At 53.8% G+C, this 20,602-nt stretch carries 19 protein-coding genes; 9 read left to right on the forward strand and 10 right to left on the reverse strand.

Translation table 11 applies throughout. From position 1 onward, the window contains the following. Window positions 1–25: 25 nt before the first annotated feature. The 4 genes from rsmA to ACJJJA_RS03280 all read right to left on the reverse strand — a co-directional run bounded on the left by rsmA (window position 26) and on the right by ACJJJA_RS03280 (window position 5,879). Window positions 26–826: a 16S rRNA (adenine(1518)-N(6)/adenine(1519)-N(6))-dimethyltransferase RsmA gene (gene rsmA / locus ACJJJA_RS03265; protein WP_444883639.1), complete on the reverse strand. Its 801-nt coding sequence runs from the start codon at window positions 824–826 to the stop codon at window positions 26–28. A gap of 44 nt (window positions 827–870) precedes the next feature. Next, a complete protein-coding gene (gene pdxA / locus ACJJJA_RS03270; RefSeq protein WP_444887920.1) occupies window positions 871–1,866 on the reverse strand; it encodes a 4-hydroxythreonine-4-phosphate dehydrogenase PdxA in 996 nt (331 codons plus the stop codon). A 72-nt stretch (window positions 1,867–1,938) separates the two neighbouring features. Then, window positions 1,939–3,261, reverse strand: a complete 1,323-nt coding sequence (locus ACJJJA_RS03275; protein WP_252084359.1) for a peptidylprolyl isomerase — start codon at window positions 3,259–3,261, stop codon at window positions 1,939–1,941. Between the two features lie 20 nt (window positions 3,262–3,281). Beyond that, window positions 3,282–5,879: an LPS-assembly protein LptD gene (locus tag ACJJJA_RS03280; RefSeq protein WP_444903731.1), complete on the reverse strand. Its 2,598-nt coding sequence runs from the start codon at window positions 5,877–5,879 to the stop codon at window positions 3,282–3,284. A gap of 271 nt (window positions 5,880–6,150) precedes the next feature. Between ACJJJA_RS03280 and ACJJJA_RS03285 the strand changes: the two genes are divergently transcribed. The 8 genes from ACJJJA_RS03285 (at window position 6,151) to trpC (ending at window position 13,696) form a co-directional block, all read left to right on the forward strand. Continuing rightward, a complete protein-coding gene (locus tag ACJJJA_RS03285; protein ID WP_444903732.1) occupies window positions 6,151–7,182 on the forward strand; it encodes an aminoglycoside phosphotransferase family protein in 1,032 nt (343 codons plus the stop codon). A gap of 37 nt (window positions 7,183–7,219) precedes the next feature. Next, complete coding sequence (locus ACJJJA_RS03290; RefSeq protein ID WP_444903733.1) at window positions 7,220–7,927, forward strand: nucleotidyltransferase family protein; 708 nt, start codon at window positions 7,220–7,222, stop codon at window positions 7,925–7,927. 19 nt (window positions 7,928–7,946) lie between these two features. Further along, entirely contained in the window at window positions 7,947–8,609 is a 663-nt protein-coding gene (gene rpe, locus ACJJJA_RS03295) for a ribulose-phosphate 3-epimerase (RefSeq protein WP_252084363.1), read from the forward strand. Window positions 8,610–8,839: 230 nt separating this feature from the next. Further along, entirely contained in the window at window positions 8,840–10,357 is a 1,518-nt protein-coding gene (gene trpE / locus ACJJJA_RS03300) for an anthranilate synthase component I (protein WP_444903734.1), read from the forward strand. After that, window positions 10,344–11,204 (forward strand): ion transporter, encoded by an 861-nt coding sequence (locus tag ACJJJA_RS03305; protein WP_444903735.1) that lies wholly within the window; start codon window positions 10,344–10,346, stop codon window positions 11,202–11,204. The genes trpE and ACJJJA_RS03305 overlap by 14 nt, the downstream gene beginning before the upstream one ends. Further along, window positions 11,204–11,782: an anthranilate synthase component II gene (locus ACJJJA_RS03310; protein WP_444887925.1), complete on the forward strand. Its 579-nt coding sequence runs from the start codon at window positions 11,204–11,206 to the stop codon at window positions 11,780–11,782. Before ACJJJA_RS03305 ends, ACJJJA_RS03310 begins: the two co-directional genes overlap by 1 nt. Before the next feature lie 73 nt (window positions 11,783–11,855). Then, entirely contained in the window at window positions 11,856–12,905 is a 1,050-nt protein-coding gene (gene trpD / locus ACJJJA_RS03315) for an anthranilate phosphoribosyltransferase (RefSeq protein ID WP_444903736.1), read from the forward strand. Then, the gene (gene trpC / locus ACJJJA_RS03320) at window positions 12,899–13,696 is read left to right on the forward strand and encodes an indole-3-glycerol phosphate synthase TrpC (RefSeq protein WP_444905283.1); all 798 of its coding nucleotides are present in this window, start codon (window positions 12,899–12,901) and stop codon (window positions 13,694–13,696) included. The genes trpD and trpC overlap by 7 nt, the downstream gene beginning before the upstream one ends. A 111-nt stretch (window positions 13,697–13,807) precedes the next feature. Here the strand turns inward: trpC and crp are convergent, their stop codons facing one another. After that, window positions 13,808–14,458 carry a cAMP-activated global transcriptional regulator CRP gene (gene crp, locus ACJJJA_RS03325; RefSeq protein ID WP_051089460.1) on the reverse strand — a complete coding sequence of 217 codons (651 nt, stop codon included), beginning with the start codon at window positions 14,456–14,458 and terminating at the stop codon, window positions 13,808–13,810. A gap of 301 nt (window positions 14,459–14,759) precedes the next feature. On the opposite strand from crp, the gene ACJJJA_RS03330 reads away from it, so the two are divergent. Beyond that, window positions 14,760–15,167, forward strand: a complete 408-nt coding sequence (locus ACJJJA_RS03330; protein WP_252084368.1) for an OsmC family protein — start codon at window positions 14,760–14,762, stop codon at window positions 15,165–15,167. 85 nt (window positions 15,168–15,252) lie between these two features. Here the strand turns inward: ACJJJA_RS03330 and coq7 are convergent, their stop codons facing one another. The 5 genes from coq7 to dusB form a co-directional block, all read right to left on the reverse strand. After that, window positions 15,253–15,897 (reverse strand): 2-polyprenyl-3-methyl-6-methoxy-1,4-benzoquinone monooxygenase, encoded by a 645-nt coding sequence (gene coq7 / locus ACJJJA_RS03335; protein ID WP_444883649.1) that lies wholly within the window; start codon window positions 15,895–15,897, stop codon window positions 15,253–15,255. A 55-nt stretch (window positions 15,898–15,952) separates the two neighbouring features. Further along, on the reverse strand, window positions 15,953–17,251 hold the full coding sequence (gene purD, locus ACJJJA_RS03340; RefSeq protein WP_444903737.1) for a phosphoribosylamine--glycine ligase: 1,299 nt from the start codon (window positions 17,249–17,251) through the stop codon (window positions 15,953–15,955). 213 nt (window positions 17,252–17,464) lie between these two features. Next, the gene (gene purH / locus ACJJJA_RS03345; RefSeq protein ID WP_444903738.1) at window positions 17,465–19,036 is read right to left on the reverse strand and encodes a bifunctional phosphoribosylaminoimidazolecarboxamide formyltransferase/IMP cyclohydrolase; all 1,572 of its coding nucleotides are present in this window, start codon (window positions 19,034–19,036) and stop codon (window positions 17,465–17,467) included. A 148-nt stretch (window positions 19,037–19,184) separates the two neighbouring features. Continuing rightward, window positions 19,185–19,493 carry a DNA-binding transcriptional regulator Fis gene (fis, locus tag ACJJJA_RS03350; RefSeq protein ID WP_152451046.1) on the reverse strand — a complete coding sequence of 103 codons (309 nt, stop codon included), beginning with the start codon at window positions 19,491–19,493 and terminating at the stop codon, window positions 19,185–19,187. After that, entirely contained in the window at window positions 19,490–20,428 is a 939-nt protein-coding gene (dusB, locus tag ACJJJA_RS03355; protein ID WP_444905284.1) for a tRNA dihydrouridine synthase DusB, read from the reverse strand. The genes fis and dusB overlap by 4 nt, the downstream gene beginning before the upstream one ends. Between the last annotated feature and the right edge of the window lie 174 nt (window positions 20,429–20,602).

Raw genomic sequence — 20,602 nt, forward strand, 5'->3', positions numbered from 1 at the left:
TCTTATCTCCCGAGGCTTAGCTTGCTCAGTGTTGTCCAAGTTTTGTGCAGTAATTTGATAGCTGTACAAACTCTTGCACACTCAGAGTTTCTGGGCGACGGCTGGCATCCACTGGCAGTTGATCTGGATCGAGGTCTGGGAACAGGGGCTTTAGTGCATTGCGCAGTGTTTTACGGCGTTGCTGAAAAGCGACATTGACGATTCTTTCCAATAGTTTTTCATCTTCGGCAATGTAGGGAATTTTGCTATGGGGTATTAGGCGGACAATAGCAGACTCCACTTTAGGGGCTGGCCTGAAGGACTGGGGTGGTACTGGAAATAGCCCTTGAACACGGCAGTAATACTGTACCATTACTGTGAGACGGCCATAGGACTTGGTACCAGGGCTGGCTCCGAGGCGATCGACTACCTCCTTTTGCAGCATAAAGTGCATGTCCTGCACTTTGCTTTTGAAACTGAGCAAATGAAATAAAAGAGGCGTGGAAATATTGTAGGGGAGATTGCCAACAATACGCAGAGGGTTCTCACCGGCAAATTCTCCAAAATCGAATTTCAATGCGTCTCGCTCAATAATCTTGAAATCAGGGTAGTCCCTGAATTTAAATTCCAACAGAGGAATCAGGTCCCGGTCCAGTTCCACGGCTGTGAGTGAGGGACAACGTTGTATTAGTAATTCGGTAATAGCCCCTTGTCCAGGGCCTATTTCGACCAATTTATCGGTTTCTTTAGGGGCTATTGAACGAACTATACGCTCGATGATATTCCCATCGACCAAAAAGTTCTGGCCAAAACGCTTGCGTGCCTTATGTTGGAAAAAATTGTCCATTAATTAATCTGCAATTCAAATAGTGGTATTAGGCAAACAGGATGTTATATAACCTGCTGTTTCCGTAGTTGTGCCAGTTCTATTGCCTGAGTGAGGGCAGCTTCGAGACTGCCACAACTGGCTTTGCCAGTGCCCGCCAAGTCCAGGGCGGTGCCATGATCGACCGAGGTGCGAATATAAGGTAAACCCAGGGTGATATTAACCGCCTTGCCGAAGCCATGAAATTTTAACACTGGCAGGCCCTGATCGTGATACATGGCAAGTACTGCATCGAAATGCTCTAACTGGGGTGGGGTAAATAGTGTATCTGCCGGTAGTGGCCCGGTCAGATGAAGGCCACGTTGACGCAGCCTTGCCAGTGCTGGCTGAATCACTTCGATTTCTTCCCGGCCCAAGTGGCCCCCCTCTCCAGCATGAGGGTTCAATCCACAAACCCCAATGTGAGGCGAATGGATACAGAACTGATCGCGCAGACCGCCGTGTAGAATCTCGGTGATGAGCTCCAGACGTTTGCCAGTTATTGCTGTGCTCACATCTTTAAGTGGAAGATGTGTAGTGACAAGGGCTACTCGAAGCTCCTGCGCAGCCAGCATCATGACTACTTGTGCTACGCCTGCTCGCTCCGCAAAAAACTCGGTATGGCCACTGAAGGGAAATCCAGCTTCATTGATTACCCCCTTATGTACAGGGCCCGTCACTAGCGCATCAAATTGACCATTTTGACATCCATCTGCGGCTATCTCCAATGTCCTCAATACATAGAAGGCGTTGGCGGTGTTTAGCTTTCCAGGTAGGGATGGCTGCTTTAAAGGACTTTCTAAAATATAGAGGCTACCTGGTGCTGTTTCCGACAGTGGGGTATCTTCAGAGAAAGATATAAGCTGAAGGGGAAGGTCTAGCTTTTTAGCAGCCCGCTCCAGCAGGCTTGGGTCCGCAATGGTAATCAGTTGTGCAGGGCTGCCATGCTGAGACAATTTTACACATATCTCTGGGCCAATACCGGCGGGTTCTCCGGGGGTCAGCGCGATTCTGGGTATCATAGAGGGGCCACACTTTATACGAATAAAAAACCGGGCGCTTTGGCCCGGTCTTCGAGGTCTTAAAAAGCGCTTTTATTGCGCTTCCTGTTCAGGGCCTTCTTGCTTTTCATCTTTTAATTTAATTTCTACATAAGCTTGGTCGCGGATTTCCCTGCGCCAATTTTGCAGTTCTTCTTCATAGCGGCGGTTGCGTAAGAGGTTGGCAGCCTGGTTGCGAATATATTGATCGGTCATATCTTGTTTGCGCCGCCCCTCGACCATCAGGATATGCCAGCCGAATTGGCTGCGAAATGGCAGGCTGATTTCGCCGATGCCGGTGGTGTTCATGGCCTGGGTAAATTCAGGCACAAATTGTCCTGGCATAGACCAGCCGAGATCACCGCCGGACAGCATGGAGCCAATATCTTCGGAATTCTCGCGAGCGAGCTCGGTAAAGTTATCGCTAGCCATCGCCTCTTCTCGCATGGCTACCAGCTTGTTGTAGGCTTCATCATCTGTGAGGATGGCTGAGGGTTTGAGCAGGATATGGCGAACTTTAGTCTGCTCCACTAATTGCTCGCTGGCACCTTTTTGTGCATGAATCTTGAGCAGGTGGAAGCCGGCATCACTGCGGAAGGGCTCAGTGATATCACCTACCTTGAGGCCGCTTAGCGCATCAGCAAATAGGGTGGGGAGTTCCACTGTTTTGCGCCAACCCAGGTCGCCACCGGCGAGGGCATTCTGCCCAGCAGAGTTGGCGATCGCCAGGCGACGAAAGTCAGTGCCGCCGCGCACCTGCTGAACCAGCTCCTCGGCTTTCTCGCGAGCCTGGGTAACTTCGCTGGCTGGAGCACTGGAGCTGATGGGGATCAAGATATGTCCCAGCTCATACTGAGGGGACTTCCAGAACTCGCCCTCTTTAGAGCGAAGGAAATTGTCGATGTCTTGGTCGGTGATCTGGATTCGGCGGTTGACGCTGCCTTGTTCTACCCGGCGGATCATCAGTTCCTGACGGATCTGCTGGCGAAAGCTTTTCATGGTCATACCATCGGAACGCAGGCGCTGACGAAATTCTTCCGGACTGACACTCGCATTTTGTTGAACGCGAGCGATGGCTTGATCGAGCTCGGATTCAGATATTGTAACGCCCGCCCGGGAGGCCATCTGTAGCTGTAATCGTTCGATAATCAGTTGTTCCAGTACCTGACGACGCAAAACATCCACAGGTGGTGCCTGGACCTGTTGGGCTTGAATTTGGCTGGCTATGGTATTCATGCGCTGGGCAAGTTCACTGGCCATAACCACATCTTCATCAACAACGGCGACTACCCTGTCCAGGGTTTGTACTTGCGCTGTGACCGTGCCGGCGATCAGGACGCAAGCAGCCAGAACGGATGACAAGCCTAATTTCGGCATCAATTTCTGCATTATTTTCATCACGGTTTCAGCTTTTCTCTCTGATCAAAATTGGCAATTCCTTGGCTTAGCATTTGAGTGACCGTTGCGCCAAATCCTGCTAGACCCTTCAGTTGTATTTCGAGGTAGATACCTTCATCGTATTGGAGGTCTTCAGCTCTAACAACACCGGCTAGGTCATTGTCCAGGGTTCGGCGCCATAAAAGGCGCGCACGATAGCAGCAGTCGTCATATTCGATACCTGCCAGGTATTCCAGTTCCCGGTTCAATGACAAATCGTAAGCTGCGCCAGCCATTATAGAAGTGTGCGTGTTGATAGGCAGTACAGTGGAGCTGTTCAGCTGGCGCGTAGGGCCGACCTGCTCAACACCGTCCTTATTGATAAATGTGACATTGTCACGCTTATAGTAGTAACTGAGGTTAAAAATACGCGCTTCATCATCAAAGTAGCGCAAGCTGAAGTTGCCGCGGTTGACATTGTGCTCTGTGTCATCGTAGACCAGCTCACTGCCAATACGTAGGGATTGAATTGGGCGGCTTTCCAGTCTGGCGGCAAGCTCAGAGCGCGGGGTTTCTTCGATAAGCTCGCGCAGACCAATCTGGGTATCGCTGGAGTAGAAAACCTGGCCGACACTTGCAGACAGCAAGTCACGGCCACTAATAGGCTCAATAAAGCGGGTGGTTAGCCCCAGAGCAACCCTACTTGCATCGTCAATACGATCATTGCCGGTAAAACGGCTGTGGCGAAATAGCTGATCGTAGCTGAAGGTGAACAGCGAAGTGTCATAGAGTAAGTTATTACTTTGGGGGTCGATGGGGCCTATATCGTTTATGTCATCCCCAGTAATATCGAAGAAACCTTCCTGGTTGGCGTTACTACTGAGTAGTCCGTATAGGCGTGGCTCCAGAGTCTGGATATACTCGCGATTAAAGGCAAAGCCATCACGTTCGAAGTAGAGGCCGGTGTCCAGGGTAAGCTGGGCGGCGGAGGCGCTTGGCGTGTCGTTGGCACCTTCTGGCAAGAAGGTGTCGCTGACCTGATAACCCAGATAGCGACCTGCCAAACCCGGCTTAAAGTAGCCCCACAGCCATTCTTTATCCCAAAAAAGCTCATAGTCCAGGCGCAGGCGGTCTGCGGTGATAAAGTCTCTTGTTAGCTCAGTGACACTGTCGGGGTCATCAATATCTCTAATAAACCTGATCGTCTGAGTGTCCTGGTGCCGCCATACAGTGGCTTCATTTTGCAAGGCTAGTTGCCAGTCACCCCAGCGGTAATTGCCATCCACATCTAGCCGAGGCAGCTGGGCGAAAGTATCGAAACGATCATTTTCCAACACTTGGTAATCCTGGGCACGAAGGCTGATTGCCCAGTTTTCAAAAGTGAGTCTACCCTGGGCTTTTTGGCTAACCTGGGTTTCCGCGTTGATATCAAGGTTGGCGGTACTTAAATCGCGAAAATAGTCGGGATCGCTCACCTTGGTGTAGTCGATGTCGGTACGCCAGATACTGCCGCTATAACCACCCTGTTGTTCTAGGTTCACTAACCAGCGATCGTCCCCTTTGTAGGGCAGGACCAGGTCTTCAGGGAAGCCCCGGTCAATCAATTCCTGGGCGAGATCACTATTGCCGCCCTTATCATTAGGGAGATCGGCTAGGCGTATTTCGGTGTTGAACACGGGGCTTAGGTGGCGGAATTCTACTTCCAGACCAGTGCCGCGATACTGGATATAGCGTGGAGTGATGGTCGCATCCATCTCCGGGGCGATATTCCAGTAATACGGAACAGATAGGTCCCAGCCATTCTTATCGCTGTTGCTTAGAGAAGGAAAAAGGAAGCCCGACATGCGCGCATCGCCCACCGGGAAGCGAAAATACGGGAAATAGAGTACGGGAACATCCAGTATCTCCAGGCGTACATCCCTAGCGGTTCCCTGGCTCTCCACTTGATCGATATTGATTTCTCCGCCACTCAGGCGCCAGAAAGCCCGGCCCGGCTCACAGCGGGTATAGGTGCCATCGGTAAGGGTCAATTCACCACTGGTCTGACGTGCGACTTGGGCGGCGTCACCATGAATAAATTCGTCGTGTACAACGTATGTTGCGTCCTCAATGGAGGCCGCTTCGGTATCGGTGTGAACCTCTGCCGAGTCCCCTCGAACGAGTAAATTGGGTTCGCGCAGTTCGATAGCGCCACTTAGGAAAGCGGTGTTGGTCTGGCGGTTGAGGGTCACTTCATCGGCAAATAATTGGCGATAGCCTTGGGTGATATGGACGTTGCCAATTAGTTCAGCAGATCCGTCATCGAGGATGCGAGACTGCTCGGCTGTGGCACGTAGTGGCGCGTCTTCAGGGGGCAAGTTGGCATCGGGGTAATCCCTAGGCGGTTCGATAAAGGCTCCGGAGCAAATCGCCGGTACTCTGGCGCTTTCCTCAGGGGTCAATTCAGAACGTGGTAACCAGTCTAAGTACAGGTAGGGGTTGTATTCGGGATCTACGGCGGTTTGGTCCGCATGAGTCCATATAGGGTGCGCGGCCATCAAACCGAGGGCTAGGGAGTGGGCTCGTGGATTCTGAGCTATTGCTAGAGCGAGGCGACGCCACCGGGAGACTTCAAGCATCAATCGATAGGTTCCGGCTATTCTTTGGTGTTTCTTGTATCGGCAGATGCGTGCGACAGCTATCCAGCCGGGGCGCGCAAAAAATTATCGCCCGATTCTACTTGAATGTAGAAGTGGTTAATAGCCGCACAGATGGTACGGATGTAAGAGACGAGAGTGTTATAGTCGCTTCAAGCTCCCTGGGGCAGGGTTTCAATACGAGCTGCTTAATGGGAAACTGCCGCGATAGAAAGAATCATTGATGGGCCGAATGATAAATGAAGGGTGTACTGTGAGTGATGACCTGCGACAAGAGGCTTTGGCTCTTTGGGTGGGTAAGGCTCTGGATATTGAATTTCCAGCAGACTTGGCCAACCTTGCCGGGGATGCGGGCTTTCGGCGCTATTTTCGCACTTCTACCGAGCCCAGGTTAATCGCTGTAGATTCTCCACCTGAGTGTACTAACCCGGCCCGATTTGTAGCAGTTGCCGATTATCTGCGGCGCAATGGTGTGCACACACCCATGGTAATAGCAGCTGATACAGCCAATGGGTACCTGCTATTGGAAGACTTGGGTGATACCCAATTATTCGATGTGCTGAGTAATGACAGTGTCGAGGGACTCTATGCGGAGGTAATGAGTGAGCTGCTGAGTCTCCAGCAGATACCCCGTACAGAGGATTTGTTTCCAGATTACAACCGGGAACTATTGCTGACAGAGATGCGTATTATGCCCGAGTGGCTGGTAGGCAAGTTACTCGGCTACTCTCTGAGTGAAGTGGAAAACCGCCTGCTGCAAGAGACCTTTCAGCGGTTGCTGGAGAGTGCTGCAGGCCAACCGCAAGCTCTAGTGCACAGAGACTACCACAGCCGTAATTTAATGATCCGTGGAGGTGAGCGCCCTGGAATCGTGGACTTCCAGGATGCCGTGTGGGGACCGATTACCTACGATTTGGTCTCTCTGTTGCGAGACTGCTATATCCGCTGGCCACGCCAGCGGGTCGAGCGCTGGGCTTTAGCCTATGCCGCTACTGCAGAAGCTGCTGGGGTGCTGGAACCTGTCGAGCCTAAAGAGTTCTTAACTTGGTTCGACTGGATGGGGCTCCAGCGTCATATTAAAGTGCTGGGCCTTTTTCCACGTCTATCATTGCGCGATGGCAAGCAGAACTACCTGGGGGATTTGCCCCTGGTGATACGCTATGTACTGGAAACTGCTGGGCGCTATGAGGAGCTTCAGCCGTTTGCGCAGTGGTTTGAGCAACAGCTACTTCCGCTTATAGAGCAGCAGCCTTGGTACAGTGATTATCGCTATGCCGGTGAATAGCACTAATAAGCTGTATAAAAACTGATAGATGAATTGAATGACTCAGCTCACTGAGATAGCCCCAACTACCGCTATGGTCTTGGCTGCGGGCTTTGGGCGTAGAATGCGCCCCCTTACTGACCAAACCCCCAAGCCTTTGTTGTCTGTGGCGGGCAAGCCGCTCATTGAGCATGTGCTTGAGCGACTACAGGCTGTGGGAGTTCAACGGATAGTGATCAACCTGGGCCATTTGGGCCATAAGATTCGTGATTACCTGGGGAGTGGTGATCGCTGGGGACTCGATATCCAGTATTCTGTGGAGCAAGAAGACCGACCCCTTGAGACCGCAGGGGGTATTCTCAACGCGATGCCGCTGCTGGGAGAGGGCCCATTCTTTGTGGTTAATGGGGATGTCTGGTGTGACTTTGACCTTTCGCAGTGGGTGAATCGCCCCCTACCTGAGGGCTGCCCCGGCCGACTTTTGATGGTGCCAAATCCTCCACATAACCCCGAGGGAGACTTCGGAATTGATAATGGCCTACTGTCTGGAACTGCCAAGCCCCGCTATACCTTTGCCGGTATCAGTTGGCTGCGCCCCGAGGTGTTAACCCGCTATCCCAAAGTGCGTGAATGCTTCGGCCTTGGCGAGGTCTTTACTTTCAATGAGGACAAACTACAGGCGGACTTATACCCTGGGGACTGGTGTGATGTGGGCACCCCCGAGCGCCTGGAAAACCTGCATTGCCGCCTGAGCGCGGAAAATTGAGTTACTGAAGGAAATAATGATGTCAGATTACAAGATTGCCCCCTCGATTCTTTCCGCCGACTTTGCCCGCCTTGGTGAAGAGGTGGACAATGTGTTAGCCGCTGGTGCTGACTGGGTGCACTTCGATGTGATGGACAACCACTATGTGCCCAACCTAACCATCGGCCCAATGGTGTGCCAGGCGTTGCGCAAGCATGGTGTCGAGGCACCCATTGATGTGCACCTGATGGTGGAGCCGGTAGACGATATGATTCGCATGTTTGCCGATGCGGGCGCAAGTTATATTACTTTCCACCCCGAGGCTTCGCGACACCCGGACCGCTCCCTACAGTTGATCCGCAGTCTTGGCTGTAAGGCCGGTTTGGTCTTTAACCCAGCCACAGGACTGGATGCGGCCAAGTATGTGATGGACAAGCTGGATATGATTTTGTTGATGTCAGTCAACCCTGGCTTTGGCGGGCAAAAATTTATTCCGGGCACTCTGGAAAAACTGCGCGAGGCGCGCCAGCTGATCGACGCTTCTGGTTACGATATTCGCCTTGAGATCGATGGCGGGGTCAACCGTGACAATATTGCGGAGATTGCCGCAGCCGGCGCGGATACTTTTGTTGCAGGCTCTGCAATCTTCAATGCCCCCGACTACGCTGAAGTGATCGGTGCTATGCGCGAAAGCCTGTCCTGAGAAAAACTTGGCGGGCAGCCCCTTGCCCGCCGCATACGGGATTTGTAAACTTGTGCGCCTGCACAGAGGGAATTTCCGTGAATCACACTATCCCCACATCCAGCAGTTGGCGATGGCGCCACTGATCCGCTGAGGCCAACTGGTCAACAATACCGTTCGGCCACCTCTCCCGTGGGCGCCGCCTATACTTTGGCGCCAACAAGAAAAATACCCAATAGATCGGAGTCTCTATGACCCCTAGTGAATACGCCCAACTTGTGTCTTCGGGCTATAACCGTATACCGCTAGTGCGCCGTGTGCTGGCGGATATTGAAACCCCCCTGTCCACTTATCTGAAGCTTGCCGAAGGTCGCTACAGCTACCTGCTGGAGTCGGTACAGGGCGGGGAGAAATGGGGTCGCTACTCCATTATTGGATTGCCCGCCAGAACCCTGCTTCGGGTGCGTGGCAATGAGGTTACGGTGGAGTGTGACGGGGCGGTGATAGAAAGCTATACCGAGCGCGATCCGCTGACATTTGTCGAGCAGTTCCAGCAGCGCTACCGAGTACCGGAACTTGCCAATTTGCCGCGTTTTAACGGTGGCTTGGTTGGGTATTTTGGCTATGACTGTGTGCGCTATATTGAACCGCGTTTAGCGCACAGTATGCCGCAGGATAGCCTGGGTAATCCGGATATCCTGCTGATGGTCAGTGATGAGCTGGTGGTGTTCGACAACCTCGCCGGTGCGGTTATCTTTATTGTGCATGCGGACCCTTCCCAGGCCGATGCCTATGAGCGGGCCCAGCAGCGTCTGGATCAACTGGTGGAAAGGTTGGCCCGGCCTTTACCGGATACAGTGCCTCTGGACCTGGATGGCAAGGGAATCGAAGAGGGTGCTTTTCACTCCCACTTTGGTGAGAAAAATTTCAAGAAGGCCGTTGATAGGGTAAAGGAATATGTCCTCGCCGGTGATGTTATGCAGGTGGTGCCATCTCAGCGCTTGTCGGCTCCTTTCGATGCCCCGCCACTGAATTTTTATCGCGCCCTGCGTAGCCTGAACCCCTCGCCCTATATGTATTTCCTCGACCTAGGGGATCACCAGGTTGTGGGCTCCAGTCCAGAGATTCTGGTACGCCTGGAAGAGGGGGAGATGACTGTGCGTCCGCTGGCAGGCACCCGCCGTCGCGGTACTTCCGAGGAGGAGGATAAAGCCCTGGAGCAGGAGCTATTGGCGGACCCCAAAGAGTGTGCTGAGCACCTGATGTTGATCGATCTGGGGCGCAATGATGTGGGCCGTGTAGCGGCGACTGGCAGCGTGCGGGTTACTGAGCAGATGGTGGTGGAACGCTACTCCCATGTGATGCATATCACCTCCAATGTCACCGGTCAGTTGCGGGAGGGACTCACCGGTATGGATGCCCTGCGCGCGGCGCTGCCGGCCGGTACTTTATCCGGGGCGCCGAAGATCCGCGCTATGGAAATTATCGATGAACTCGAACCAGAGAAGCGTGGTATCTATGGTGGTGCGGTGGGTTACTTGGCTTGGAATGGCAATATGGATACAGCCATCGCAATTCGCACCGCAGTTATTAAGGACGGACAGTTATTTATCCAGGCCGGTGCCGGCCTGGTGGCCGATTCAGACCCCCAATCCGAGTGGGATGAGACCATGAATAAGGCTAGGGCGTTGTTCCGTGCAGCGGGCATGGCTCTGGCGAGTAGTTGTAAAGAAGTAGAAGTAAAGATCGAACAAAATGAGCGAAGCTAGTATTTCTCAAAAAGTATCTCTTGCCGCCCGTTGTCAACAGATAGTCGAAGCTCCCCTGTTTAATCAGGTGATCATTGGCATGATCCTGGTTAATGCACTGGCGGTGGGGCTGGAGACTTCAATATGGGTGATGGAGCGTTTTGGTACTGCATTGGGGGTTGTTAACCAATTGGTACTGACGGCTTTTATTTTAGAGGCAGCGATAAAAATAACTTCGCACGGATCACGCCCCTGGCGTTATTTTGCCAGCGGCTGGAACTGCTTCGATTTCACCATCATCGCCTTAAGCTTGATTCCCGCCACAGGGCCCCTGGCAACACTCGCGCGCCTGGTACGGATCCTGCGGGTGTTGCGACTGGTTTCTGCCTTCCCTGAATTGCGTACTCTGGTGGATACACTGTTGCGCAGCTTGCCAAGCATGATGCACATCGCAATCTTGATGGGAATTATCTTTTATATCTATGGTGTGGCGGGCTACTTTCTCTTTCATGAGATAGACCCAACCCATTGGCGCGACCTGCCGATAGCTCTGTTGAGTCTGTTCCGTATTGTGACGTTCGAGGATTGGACCGACATTATGTATACCGCCATGGATGCAATGCCCTGGGCCTGGCTCTACTTTGTCAGTTTCGTGGTTATGGGCGCCTTTGTCATGATTAACCTGTTTATTGGCGTGGTGCTCAATAATCTGGAGGAAGCCAAGTTGCGTCGAATGGATGAAATGTGTCTGCCACCCAGTCAAACCGAAATTCTGCGCGAATTGCGCTCAACCCAGGCGGCGCTCGCACGACTGCAAAAGCGCATGGAAGCAACTACCGATACTGCACAGGCTATGGGGGCCAAGTAATGATTTTGATGATCGATAACTACGATTCCTTTACCTGGAATGTGGTGCAGTACCTTGAGGAGCTGGGCGCTGAGGTTGTGGTCAAGCGCAATGACGAAATTACCCTTGAGGACATAGAGCAGTTGGCCCCGGCGAAAATTGTGATTTCACCAGGGCCCTGCACACCCAATGAGGCAGGCATTTCCCTGGAGACGATCCGCCATTTCGCCGGGCGTATCCCCATTTTGGGTATTTGCCTTGGTCACCAGAGTATCGGCCAGGTTTTTGGTGGTCGCGTCGTACGTGCCGGCCAGGTTATGCACGGTAAAACATCGCCTATAGTGCACAACAACCTGGGAGTGTTTCACGGCCTATCCAATCCTTTCGAGGCCACCCGTTATCACTCCCTGGTGGTGGAAAAGGGCAGCTTGCCTGAATGCCTGGAAATTACCGCCTGGACGGAGACGCCTGACGGCGAGATTGATGAAATTATGGGGCTGCGCCACCGGGAATTACCGATAGAGGGCGTGCAGTTTCATCCAGAGTCCATTCTCACCATGCATGGCCACGATATGTTGAAGAATTTTCTCGAGTCCTGATGCGAAGGGCAAAACGCGGGGCAGTTAATTACGCTTCGCACCAATCATTACTGAGCGGGACAAGGGGGGCACAATGAATATACAAAATGCTATCGCCAAGCTGGTGGATGGAGAGCATTTGAGCCGTGAGGAGATGCGTGAGACTGTAGGCCAAATCATGCGCGGTGAAGCCCTGGAAGCGCAGATAGGGGCCTTGCTGATCGCGTTGCGCATTCGCGGTGAAACTGTCGACGAGATCGTCGGTGCGGTGGAAACCATGCGCGCACTGGCCACTAAGGTTGAACTCGACCTTGAGAATACCGTAGACATCGTCGGCACCGGCGGAGATGGCGCAAATCTATTTAATGTATCCAGTGCCAGTAGTTTTGTTGCAGCTGCAGCTGGGGCCAGGGTGGCCAAACACGGCAACCGCTCGGTGTCTTCCAGTAGTGGCTCCGCCGATTTGCTCGAACGCGCCGGGGTTTATCTGGATTTAAGCGCGGAGCAAATGGCCCGCTGTGTGGAAACGCTCGGTATCGGCTTTATGTTTGCGCCTAGTTTCCATAGCGCCGTTCGTCATGTAGGCCCAGCGCGTAAAGCACTGGGGCTGCGCACTATTTTTAATCTGCTCGGCCCCATGACCAACCCCGCCGGAGTTAAGCGCAAGGTTATTGGTGTTTATGAGAAACGCTACTGTCGTTTGTTGGCTGAAGTCCTGCAACGACTTGGTTCTGAGCACGTGCTGGTCCTGCACAGCGATGACGGCCTCGACGAAGCCAGTATCGCCGCGGATACTTTTGCGGTGGAATTGAAAGATGGTGTTATTAGTGAGTTTACTCTCTGCCCCGAAGCCTTTGGTCTGCCCCGCCAGAGCCTGGATGGCTTGATCGTTGCGAGTGCCGCAGAGTCTCTATCCTTGATTCGCGACGCATTGGGTAAACGTGAAACTGCAGCAGGGAAAAAAGCTGCAGATATTATCGCCCTGAATGCCGGCCTGGCCATTTATGTCAGCGGCACTGCGAGCACGGCAGAGCAGGGTGTTGCCATGGCGCAGGACGCCATCGATAGCGGTTTGGCCGCAGAAAAAATCAATGACCTGGCTGCCTTTACCAGCGCCTTTCGCCCCGAGGAAGTGAAATCGTGAGCACACCGACCATTTTAAAAACTATTATCGAGCGCAAGTGGCAGGAAGTGGCGGAGCGCAAATCTCAATGCAGCCTGGAAGAAATACGTCTGAGCGCGCAGGACCAACCACCGGCACGGGGATTTGTCACGGCATTGGAATACAAAATCGCCGAGGGGGAGGCCGCAGTGATTGCGGAAATCAAAAAGGCTTCCCCCAGCAAGGGGGTGATTCGCGAGGACTTTCTTCCCGCAGAAATTGCGACCAGTTATGAGAGAGGTGGCGCGGCATGCTTGTCGGTACTCACCGATAAGGATTTTTTCCAGGGCGATGACAGTTATTTGCAGCAGGCGCGCAACGCGGTTCGTCTACCGGTTTTGCGTAAGGACTTTACCGTGGACCCTTACCAGGTGTATGAGGCGCGCGCTATTGGAGCTGACTGCATCCTGCTAATTGCCGCCTGCCTGGAAGATCAGCAAATGCAGGAACTCAATGGTTTGGCCCTGGAACTGGGATTGGATGTGCTGGTGGAAGTGCACAATCGCGCAGAGCTGGAGAGGGCGTTGGCTCTCCCCAACCGTCTAATTGGAATTAACAATCGTAATCTGCACACCTTTGAGGTACAGCTGGAGAACACTTTTAAACTGCTCAATCTGATTCCCAAGGACCGCATTGTTGTAACAGAAAGCGGTATCCACACCACGGATGATGTCGCGGCCATGCGCGGACACAGCGTTGATGCATTTTTGGTTGGCGAGGCTTTTATGCGCGAGGAAGAACCGGGACGAAAATTGATGGAGATGTTTAACTGAGTGCTAGTGGGGTTTTAGAAAGTTAGCTAGATAAAATCACAGACACAAAAAAGGGCGATTGATTACATCGCCCTTTTTTGTGTCTGTGGTATTTGACTCTGGGACAGGTATTTAACGGGTGCCGTAAACCACCATGGTTTTACCTTTGACCGATACCAAGCCCTGCTCTTCCAGGGTTTTCAGCACGCGCCCAACCATCTCACGGGAACATCCAACAATACGGCCAATTTCCTGGCGAGTGATCTTGATTTGCATGCCTTCTGGATGGGTCATCGCATCGGGCTCATTACACAGGTCCAAAAGGGTTCGCGCCACGCGACCGGTAACATCAAGAAAGGCTAGATCGCCAACTTTTCGAGTGGTATTGCGCAGGCGCCCGGCCATTTGTGTGGCTAGAGCGAACAGGAATTCTGGGTGCTGACGAGTCAGTTCCTGGAATTTGGTGTAGGAGATTTCCGCAACCTCACACTCGGTTTTGGTGCGCACCCAGGCGCTGCGGGTGTCCTGATCAAATAGCCCCATTTCACCGAAAAAGTCCCCGTCGTTTAGATAGGCTACGATCATTTCGCGGCCCTCGTCATCTTCGATTAAGACGGTGACTGAACCGCGCATAATGAAATAGAGGGACTCACAGCGGTCGCCGGCATAGATAATCGTGCTCTTGGCCGGATAGCGTCGCCGGTGGCAGTGGGCCAGAAAGTCTTCAATATTGCCGATAGTCATGGGGTCTTCGATAGCAACCGTCACGGATTTATTCCTCATTTTTTGTCTCGTGCTCTATCCCGGCTTTAGCAGCTGAGCACTATTGAATTATCGCGCGAAAAAACAGTCCCCAACAGAGGTTGGTCGCGGCAAAGTTCCGCAGTGTGACCTGTGACACTCTGGCGCGGGTGCGATTGGACTGCAAGCGGGCTATTGCGTTCACTGACGAAGGGGGAAACTTCAGTAGCGAACATTTCGCGCGGAGGTGTTACGGACACTATACCGGAAATACTCTGCCTGTCAGGATAATCTTGTACTCTGTGCTAAGCTTCGCGGCTTGAATTTCAGCGGGAGAATGGCAATGCAGGGCAAGGTAACCTGGGTTAATGATTTGACCTTCGTCGGCGAAGCCGGCAGTGGTAATTCGGTCGTGATGGAAGGGGGGCGCACTAATAATGGTGTGCGTCCAATGGAGATGATCCTTCTCGGAGTTGGCGGCTGTGCAGCCTATGATGTGGTTTCCATTTTACAGAAGGCGCGCCAGGATATTATTTCCTGTCATTGCGAATTGAATGGCGTTCGCCCGGATACCACCCCATCACCTTTTGAGCGAATTGAAATGGAATTTGTTGTGCGAGGCCGGGGAATAAAAGAATCCCATGTAGCCCGCGCTGTGGAGCTATCTGCAGAGAAATATTGCTCTGCTTCAATTATGTTGCGCAATGCGGGAGTGGAGATCGTGCATCGCTATCGAGTAGAAGAAGTCTAAGCAATACTCAGATAAAGAAAAGGCCTGCTCAAAAGCGGTTGCTTTTAGCGGGCCAGTCAATTTTTACGAACCGGTTATTAATATTTTAAATTTTGTAACTGGCTGAGGTCATCACCTTGGCTACCAGAGACATAGCGCCTTTCACCGGTGCTGGGAAACGTTTGCCTCCGGCGGCTAGCGCGGCATGAGCGTGTTCGCTCTCATCGACCAGCATTTGCTCCACTACGGCGCGACTGCGTTTGTCCTGGGCTGGAAGCTTCTGCAGGTGACTCTCCAGGTGTTCGCAGACCCTTTCTTCTGTCGCTGCGACAAATCCCAGGCTGATGCGATCGCTGATTTTGCCGGCGGCGGCGCCCAGTCCAAATGACAATCCATACCAGAGTGGATTGAGCAGGCTTGGGCGGCTGTCCAGTTCTTTGAGGCGCTGCTCACACCAAGCCAGGTGGTCGATCTCCTCATCCGCAGCGCGCTCCATTTCACCGCGTACCTCGGGCAGTTTTGCTGTGAGTGCCTGGCCTTGGTAGAGGGCCTGAGCACAGACTTCGCCGCTGTGGTTGACCCGCATCAGACCGGCGGCGTGCTTGCGCTCGGTATCGCTGAGCTCGGCCTCCGCTTCGCCTTTGGCCGGAGATGGGCGCCCGTGACAGGGCTCGCCGGGACTCAGAGTGCGCAGGGCGCGGTCAGCCTGAATCAGCAGGTGATCGAGGCCACTTAAATTGCGTTCACTCATGTTTATGACTTCCTCTGTATGGCGGTAGTCAGCCCTACCGCCATGCTGGGTAAAACTACTTATCGCTACTAGTCTGTTCTCTTTCGACCGCGCGATAGCCGATATCTTTCCGGTAAAAGACACCTTCCCAATAAATGGCGCGGGCAGCTTCATAGGCATTGGTCTGAGCTTCGGCGACAGTGTCGCCCAATGCGGTGGCGCAGAGTACGCGGCCGCCATTGGTGACCACACGTTCGCCGTCCAGGGCAGTACCAGCGTGGAAGACTTTGGCATTATCGCCGTCAGCTTTCTCAAGCCCACTAATAGCATCGCCCTTGCGGTAACTGCCGGGATAGCCGTGTGCGGCCAGTACCACCCCAAGTGATGGGCGCGCGTCCCATTCAGCCGTCACGCTATCGAGCTTTTTGTCCAGTGCGGCCAGGCAAAGATCTACCAGGTCGGATTTCAGACGCATCATAATAGGCTGGGTTTCGGGGTCGCCGAAGCGGCAGTTGTACTCGATCACTCTGGGAGCACCCTGCGGATCGATCATCAGGCCAGCGTAGAGAAACCCGGTATATGGCGTACCCTCAGCGGCGAGGCCTGTTACTGTGGGTTCAATCACTTCTTGCATAATGCGCTGATAAACACTGTCGGTCACTACCGGTGCTGGGGAGTAGGCACCCATGCCGCCGGTATTGGGGCCAGTATCGCCGTCACCGACGCGTTTGTGGTCCTGGCTGGTGGCCATGGGCAGGATATTCTCCCCATCTACCATAACGATAAAGCTCGCCTCCTCACCCTGCAGGAATTCCTCGATCACTACTCGGCAGCCAGCGTCGCCAAAGGCATTACCGGAGAGCATATCGCGCACAGCCAGCTCGGCCTGCTGCTCGGTCTCGGCGACGATGACGCCTTTACCAGCGGCGAGGCCATCGGCTTTGACTACGATGGGTGCTCCGCGCTCACGAATATATTCGATGGCTGGTTCAACTTCGGTGAAATTGCGATAAGCGGCGGTGGGGATCTTGTGGCGCTCAAGGAAATCCTTGGTGAAAGCCTTGGAGCCTTCCAGCTGCGCAGCGCCTTTGCTGGGGCCAAAGATGGCGAGGCCACGCCCGTTAAAGAAATCTACAATGCCATCAACTAGTGGCGCCTCGGGGCCGACGATAGTGAGTTCCACGCCGTTTTCCTCGGCGAAGTCCGCCAAAGCAGGGAAGTTGTCGACACCGATGGCCAGATTCTGCACTTTGCCTTCGCGGGCGGTGCCAGCATTGCCTGGTGCTACAAACACAGTACCCACTTTGGGGTTTTGCGCGGCTTTCCACGCTAGGGCGTGCTCGCGGCCACCTGAGCCGATGATTAATACATTCATTCTTAAATCCCCCTAAGTCGACCACTTGGGTCCATTGGACAGGTATCAGGTGCGCTAGTTTAGCGCGGAATCGTTGCAGGTGGTGTTACACGCCTACAATAGGCGCCTTTTTGATAGTGGGCGCTGGGAACTACTCGATAACAGTGACGCATCCTCTGCGTCACTGTCACGAACCTCCTTGAAGCGAGAGAGGGCTTCGTGGAGAGTGCCGGTTTAGTGGCGGAAGTGGCGCATGCCAGTAAAGACCATGGCCATATTGTGCTCGTCCGCTGCGGCGATCACTTCCTCATCGCGCATGGAGCCACCAGGCTGGATAACCGCCTGGATACCGACAGCGGCGGCGTTATCAATACCATCGCGGAAGGGGAAGAAAGCGTCGGAGGCCATCACGGACCCTGCAACGGCGAGGCCGGCATGCTCGGCCTTGATCGCGGCGATACGCGCGGAGTTTACGCGGCTCATCTGGCCTGCGCCTACACCGACAGTGCGACCGTCTTTGCCGTATACGATGGCATTGGATTTTACAAACTTGGCCACTTTCCAGGTAAACAACAGATCGCGGATTTCTTCTTCAGTGGGCTGGCGCTTGGAGACTACTTTCAGGTCGGCAGCGGTGATCAGGCTGTCGTCACGGTCCTGAACCAGCAGGCCGCCATTAACGCGCTTGTAGTCCAGTGCCGGGGTGCGCTCGCTGCTCCACTGGCCGCATACCAGCAGGCGTAGGTTCTTCTTCTCGGCAACGGCCTGTTTGGCCTCTTCGGAGACTGACGGTGCGATGATGACTTCAACAAACTGTCTCTCGACGATAGCACGGGCAGTGGTGCCATCGAGTTCGCGGTTGAAGGCGATGATACCGCCAAAGGCGGATTCGCTGTCGGTAGCGAAAGCCAGGTCGTAGGCCTTGTGAATATCTTCAGCGATTGCCACACCACAGGGGTTGGCGTGTTTAACGATCACGCAAGCGGGTTGCTCGAAGGACTTAACACACTCCAACGCGGCATCGGTATCGGCGATATTGTTGTAGGACAGCTCTTTACCCTGCAGCTGGGTGGCAGTGGAAATGCTGGCCTCAGCCGGGTTGGCTTCGGTGTAGAAAGCGGATTTCTGGTGCGGGTTCTCACCGTAGCGCAGATCCAGTTTCTTGATAAATTGGCTGTTGTAGGTGCGAGGGAACAGCTGCTTTTCCTCGCCTTTAATGGCACCCAGGTAGTTGGCGATAGCGCCGTCATAGCTCGCCGTGTGCTCGAAGGCTTTTACCGCCAGGTCAAAGCGGCTGGCGTGGCTCAGGGCACCGTCGTTAGCTTTCATTTCCTCGATGATGCTGCCGTAATCGCTGGCATTGACCACGATAGTGACATCTTTGTGGTTCTTGGCCGCTGCGCGAACCATGGTGGGGCCGCCGATATCGATATTCTCGATAGCGTCCTCAAGGGAACAGTCAGGCTTGGCTACGGTTTGAGCGAAAGGGTAGAGGTTGACCACAACCATATCAATGGGGGTGATACCGTGCTCGCCCATGATGGCGTCATCGGTGCCTCGGCGCCCCAAAATACCGCCGTGTACCTTCGGATGCAGCGTCTTGACGCGACCGTCCATCATTTCGGGGAAGCCGGTATAGTCGGAAACTTCTACGACTGGAATCCCGGCTTCTTTGAGCTGGCGGTGGGTGCCGCCGGTGGAGAGGATTTCTACGCCCATTGCGGAGAGCTGTTGGGCGAACTCTACGATGCCACTCTTGTCCGAGACACTAATTAAAGCGCGGCGGATGGAAACCTTGTCTGTCATTGCACTAGATCCAACTGGTTTTTGGAAAAGATATTTAAAGGGTTTATGCGAGTTGTCCTCTGCGGCAACATATAAAATTGCTGCCGGGAAAATAGCGAAGGGGGATGAGTTACCTCATCCCCCTTCAGAATTTCTCTCGGTGGAAAGCTTACAGCAGGCCGTAGCGCTTCAGCTTTTTGCGCAGAGTGCCACGGTTGAGACCCAGTAATTGCGCGGCGCGGGTCTGGTTGTGGCGAGTATATTTCATCACCACTTCGAGCATGGGCGCTTCGATCTCCGACAGCACCATGTCATAGACATCGGTAACCATCTGGCCATCCAGGTGGCGGAAATAGTTCTCCATCGCGTGCTCAACGGCATCGCGCAGGGACTGTTGTTGCGGCTGTGCCAGCTGCGTCTGCCCCCTGGAGGATACTTCTTCGCTGCCAGTATCCGGAATCAATACTTCATTATTCATGCCGCTTGTGCCCCTCTCGTTATTCGGCGTTCAAACCACTCGTGAACGCTGGCATGTTGTACTTCTGCGCTCTCTATTTGGAAAAAGGTCTTGCGGAAGGACTCGCTGTCCGCGAGTGTCTTCAAGTACCAGCCCACGTGTTTGCGGGCGATACGGACCCCCATCACCTCACCGTAGAATCGGTGCAGTTCACCCAAGTGGGTGAGCAGTATTTTTTTTACTTCGTCCAATGTTGGTTCGGGCAGCCGCTCGCCGGTGGCGAGGTAGTGGGCTATCTCCCGAAAAATCCAAGGTCGTCCCTGTGCGGCACGGCCAATCATGACCGCCGCAGCACCAGTGTAATTGAGCACCTCGCGGGCTCTCTCGGCACTGGTTATGTCGCCGTTGGCAAAAACTGGGATTCTTACCCTGGATACAATATCGGCAATGGTATCGAATTCAGCCTGTCCGTGGTAGCCGCAGGCACGAGTACGACCGTGAACCGCCAAAGCAGCGATACCAGCATCCTCGGCCATTTGAGCAACGGTGACGCCATTACGGGAATCCGTACACCAGCCGGTGCGGATCTTAAGCGTCACCGGGACGGAGACAGACTGGACCACGGCCTGCAATATATCCGCAACCAGCTTTTCATCCCGCAGCAGGGCGGAGCCCGCCGCTTTCTTACACACTTTTTTTGCCGGGCAGCCCATATTTATATCAATGATTTGCGCGCCGCGACGCACGTTCTCCCGAGCGGCCTGAGCCATCATCTCGGGATCACCACCGGCAATTTGTACCGATATGGGAGCTGCCTCACCACCGTGGTCCAGACGCAGTCGTGACTTGCGGCTATTCCACAGACGCGTGTCTGAGGTCACCATCTCCGATACCACCAAGCCGGCGCCGAGTTGGCGACACAGTTGACGGAAGGGGCGATCAGTAACTCCGGCCATTGGCGCCAAGATTACCGGGTTGTCGATAATGTAGGGGCCTATAGCAATAGACACGATAGCTCCGTTTGGGCTTTGGAAGGGCGTTCTGGGCCCAGGCAAAAAGGCCGCCTATGATAACGACTGCCCCGGCGTTGGCAAAGCGAAAAAGCGGGCAAATTGATCGATCCCTGTGCG

The sequence above is a fragment of the Microbulbifer mixtoriginis (SeqCode) genome (assembly GCF_052466865.1).

What these genes read in the sequence shown, in the direction of transcription:
- rpe (WP_252084363.1), top strand. Translation starts at nt 7,947, where the DNA reads ATGTCAGATTACAAGATTGCCCCCTCGATTCTTTCCGCCGACTTTGCC.
- rsmA (WP_444883639.1), bottom strand. Translation starts at nt 826, where the DNA reads ATGGACAATTTTTTCCAACATAAGGCACGCAAGCGTTTTGGCCAGAAC.
- trpD (WP_444903736.1), top strand. Translation starts at nt 11,856, where the DNA reads ATGAATATACAAAATGCTATCGCCAAGCTGGTGGATGGAGAGCATTTG.
- coq7 (WP_444883649.1), bottom strand. Translation starts at nt 15,897, where the DNA reads ATGAGTGAACGCAATTTAAGTGGCCTCGATCACCTGCTGATTCAGGCT.
- ACJJJA_RS03275 (WP_252084359.1), bottom strand. Translation starts at nt 3,261, where the DNA reads ATGCCGAAATTAGGCTTGTCATCCGTTCTGGCTGCTTGCGTCCTGATC.
- trpE (WP_444903734.1), top strand. Translation starts at nt 8,840, where the DNA reads ATGACCCCTAGTGAATACGCCCAACTTGTGTCTTCGGGCTATAACCGT.
- ACJJJA_RS03330 (WP_252084368.1), top strand. Translation starts at nt 14,760, where the DNA reads ATGCAGGGCAAGGTAACCTGGGTTAATGATTTGACCTTCGTCGGCGAA.
- dusB (WP_444905284.1), bottom strand. Translation starts at nt 20,428, where the DNA reads ATGGCCGGAGTTACTGATCGCCCCTTCCGTCAACTGTGTCGCCAACTC.
- ACJJJA_RS03310 (WP_444887925.1), top strand. Translation starts at nt 11,204, where the DNA reads ATGATTTTGATGATCGATAACTACGATTCCTTTACCTGGAATGTGGTG.
- purH (WP_444903738.1), bottom strand. Translation starts at nt 19,036, where the DNA reads ATGACAGACAAGGTTTCCATCCGCCGCGCTTTAATTAGTGTCTCGGAC.
- ACJJJA_RS03305 (WP_444903735.1), top strand. Translation starts at nt 10,344, where the DNA reads ATGAGCGAAGCTAGTATTTCTCAAAAAGTATCTCTTGCCGCCCGTTGT.
- crp (WP_051089460.1), bottom strand. Translation starts at nt 14,458, where the DNA reads ATGAGGAATAAATCCGTGACGGTTGCTATCGAAGACCCCATGACTATC.
- ACJJJA_RS03280 (WP_444903731.1), bottom strand. Translation starts at nt 5,879, where the DNA reads ATGCTTGAAGTCTCCCGGTGGCGTCGCCTCGCTCTAGCAATAGCTCAG.
- ACJJJA_RS03290 (WP_444903733.1), top strand. Translation starts at nt 7,220, where the DNA reads ATGACTCAGCTCACTGAGATAGCCCCAACTACCGCTATGGTCTTGGCT.
- purD (WP_444903737.1), bottom strand. Translation starts at nt 17,251, where the DNA reads ATGAATGTATTAATCATCGGCTCAGGTGGCCGCGAGCACGCCCTAGCG.
- fis (WP_152451046.1), bottom strand. Translation starts at nt 19,493, where the DNA reads ATGAATAATGAAGTATTGATTCCGGATACTGGCAGCGAAGAAGTATCC.
- pdxA (WP_444887920.1), bottom strand. Translation starts at nt 1,866, where the DNA reads ATGATACCCAGAATCGCGCTGACCCCCGGAGAACCCGCCGGTATTGGC.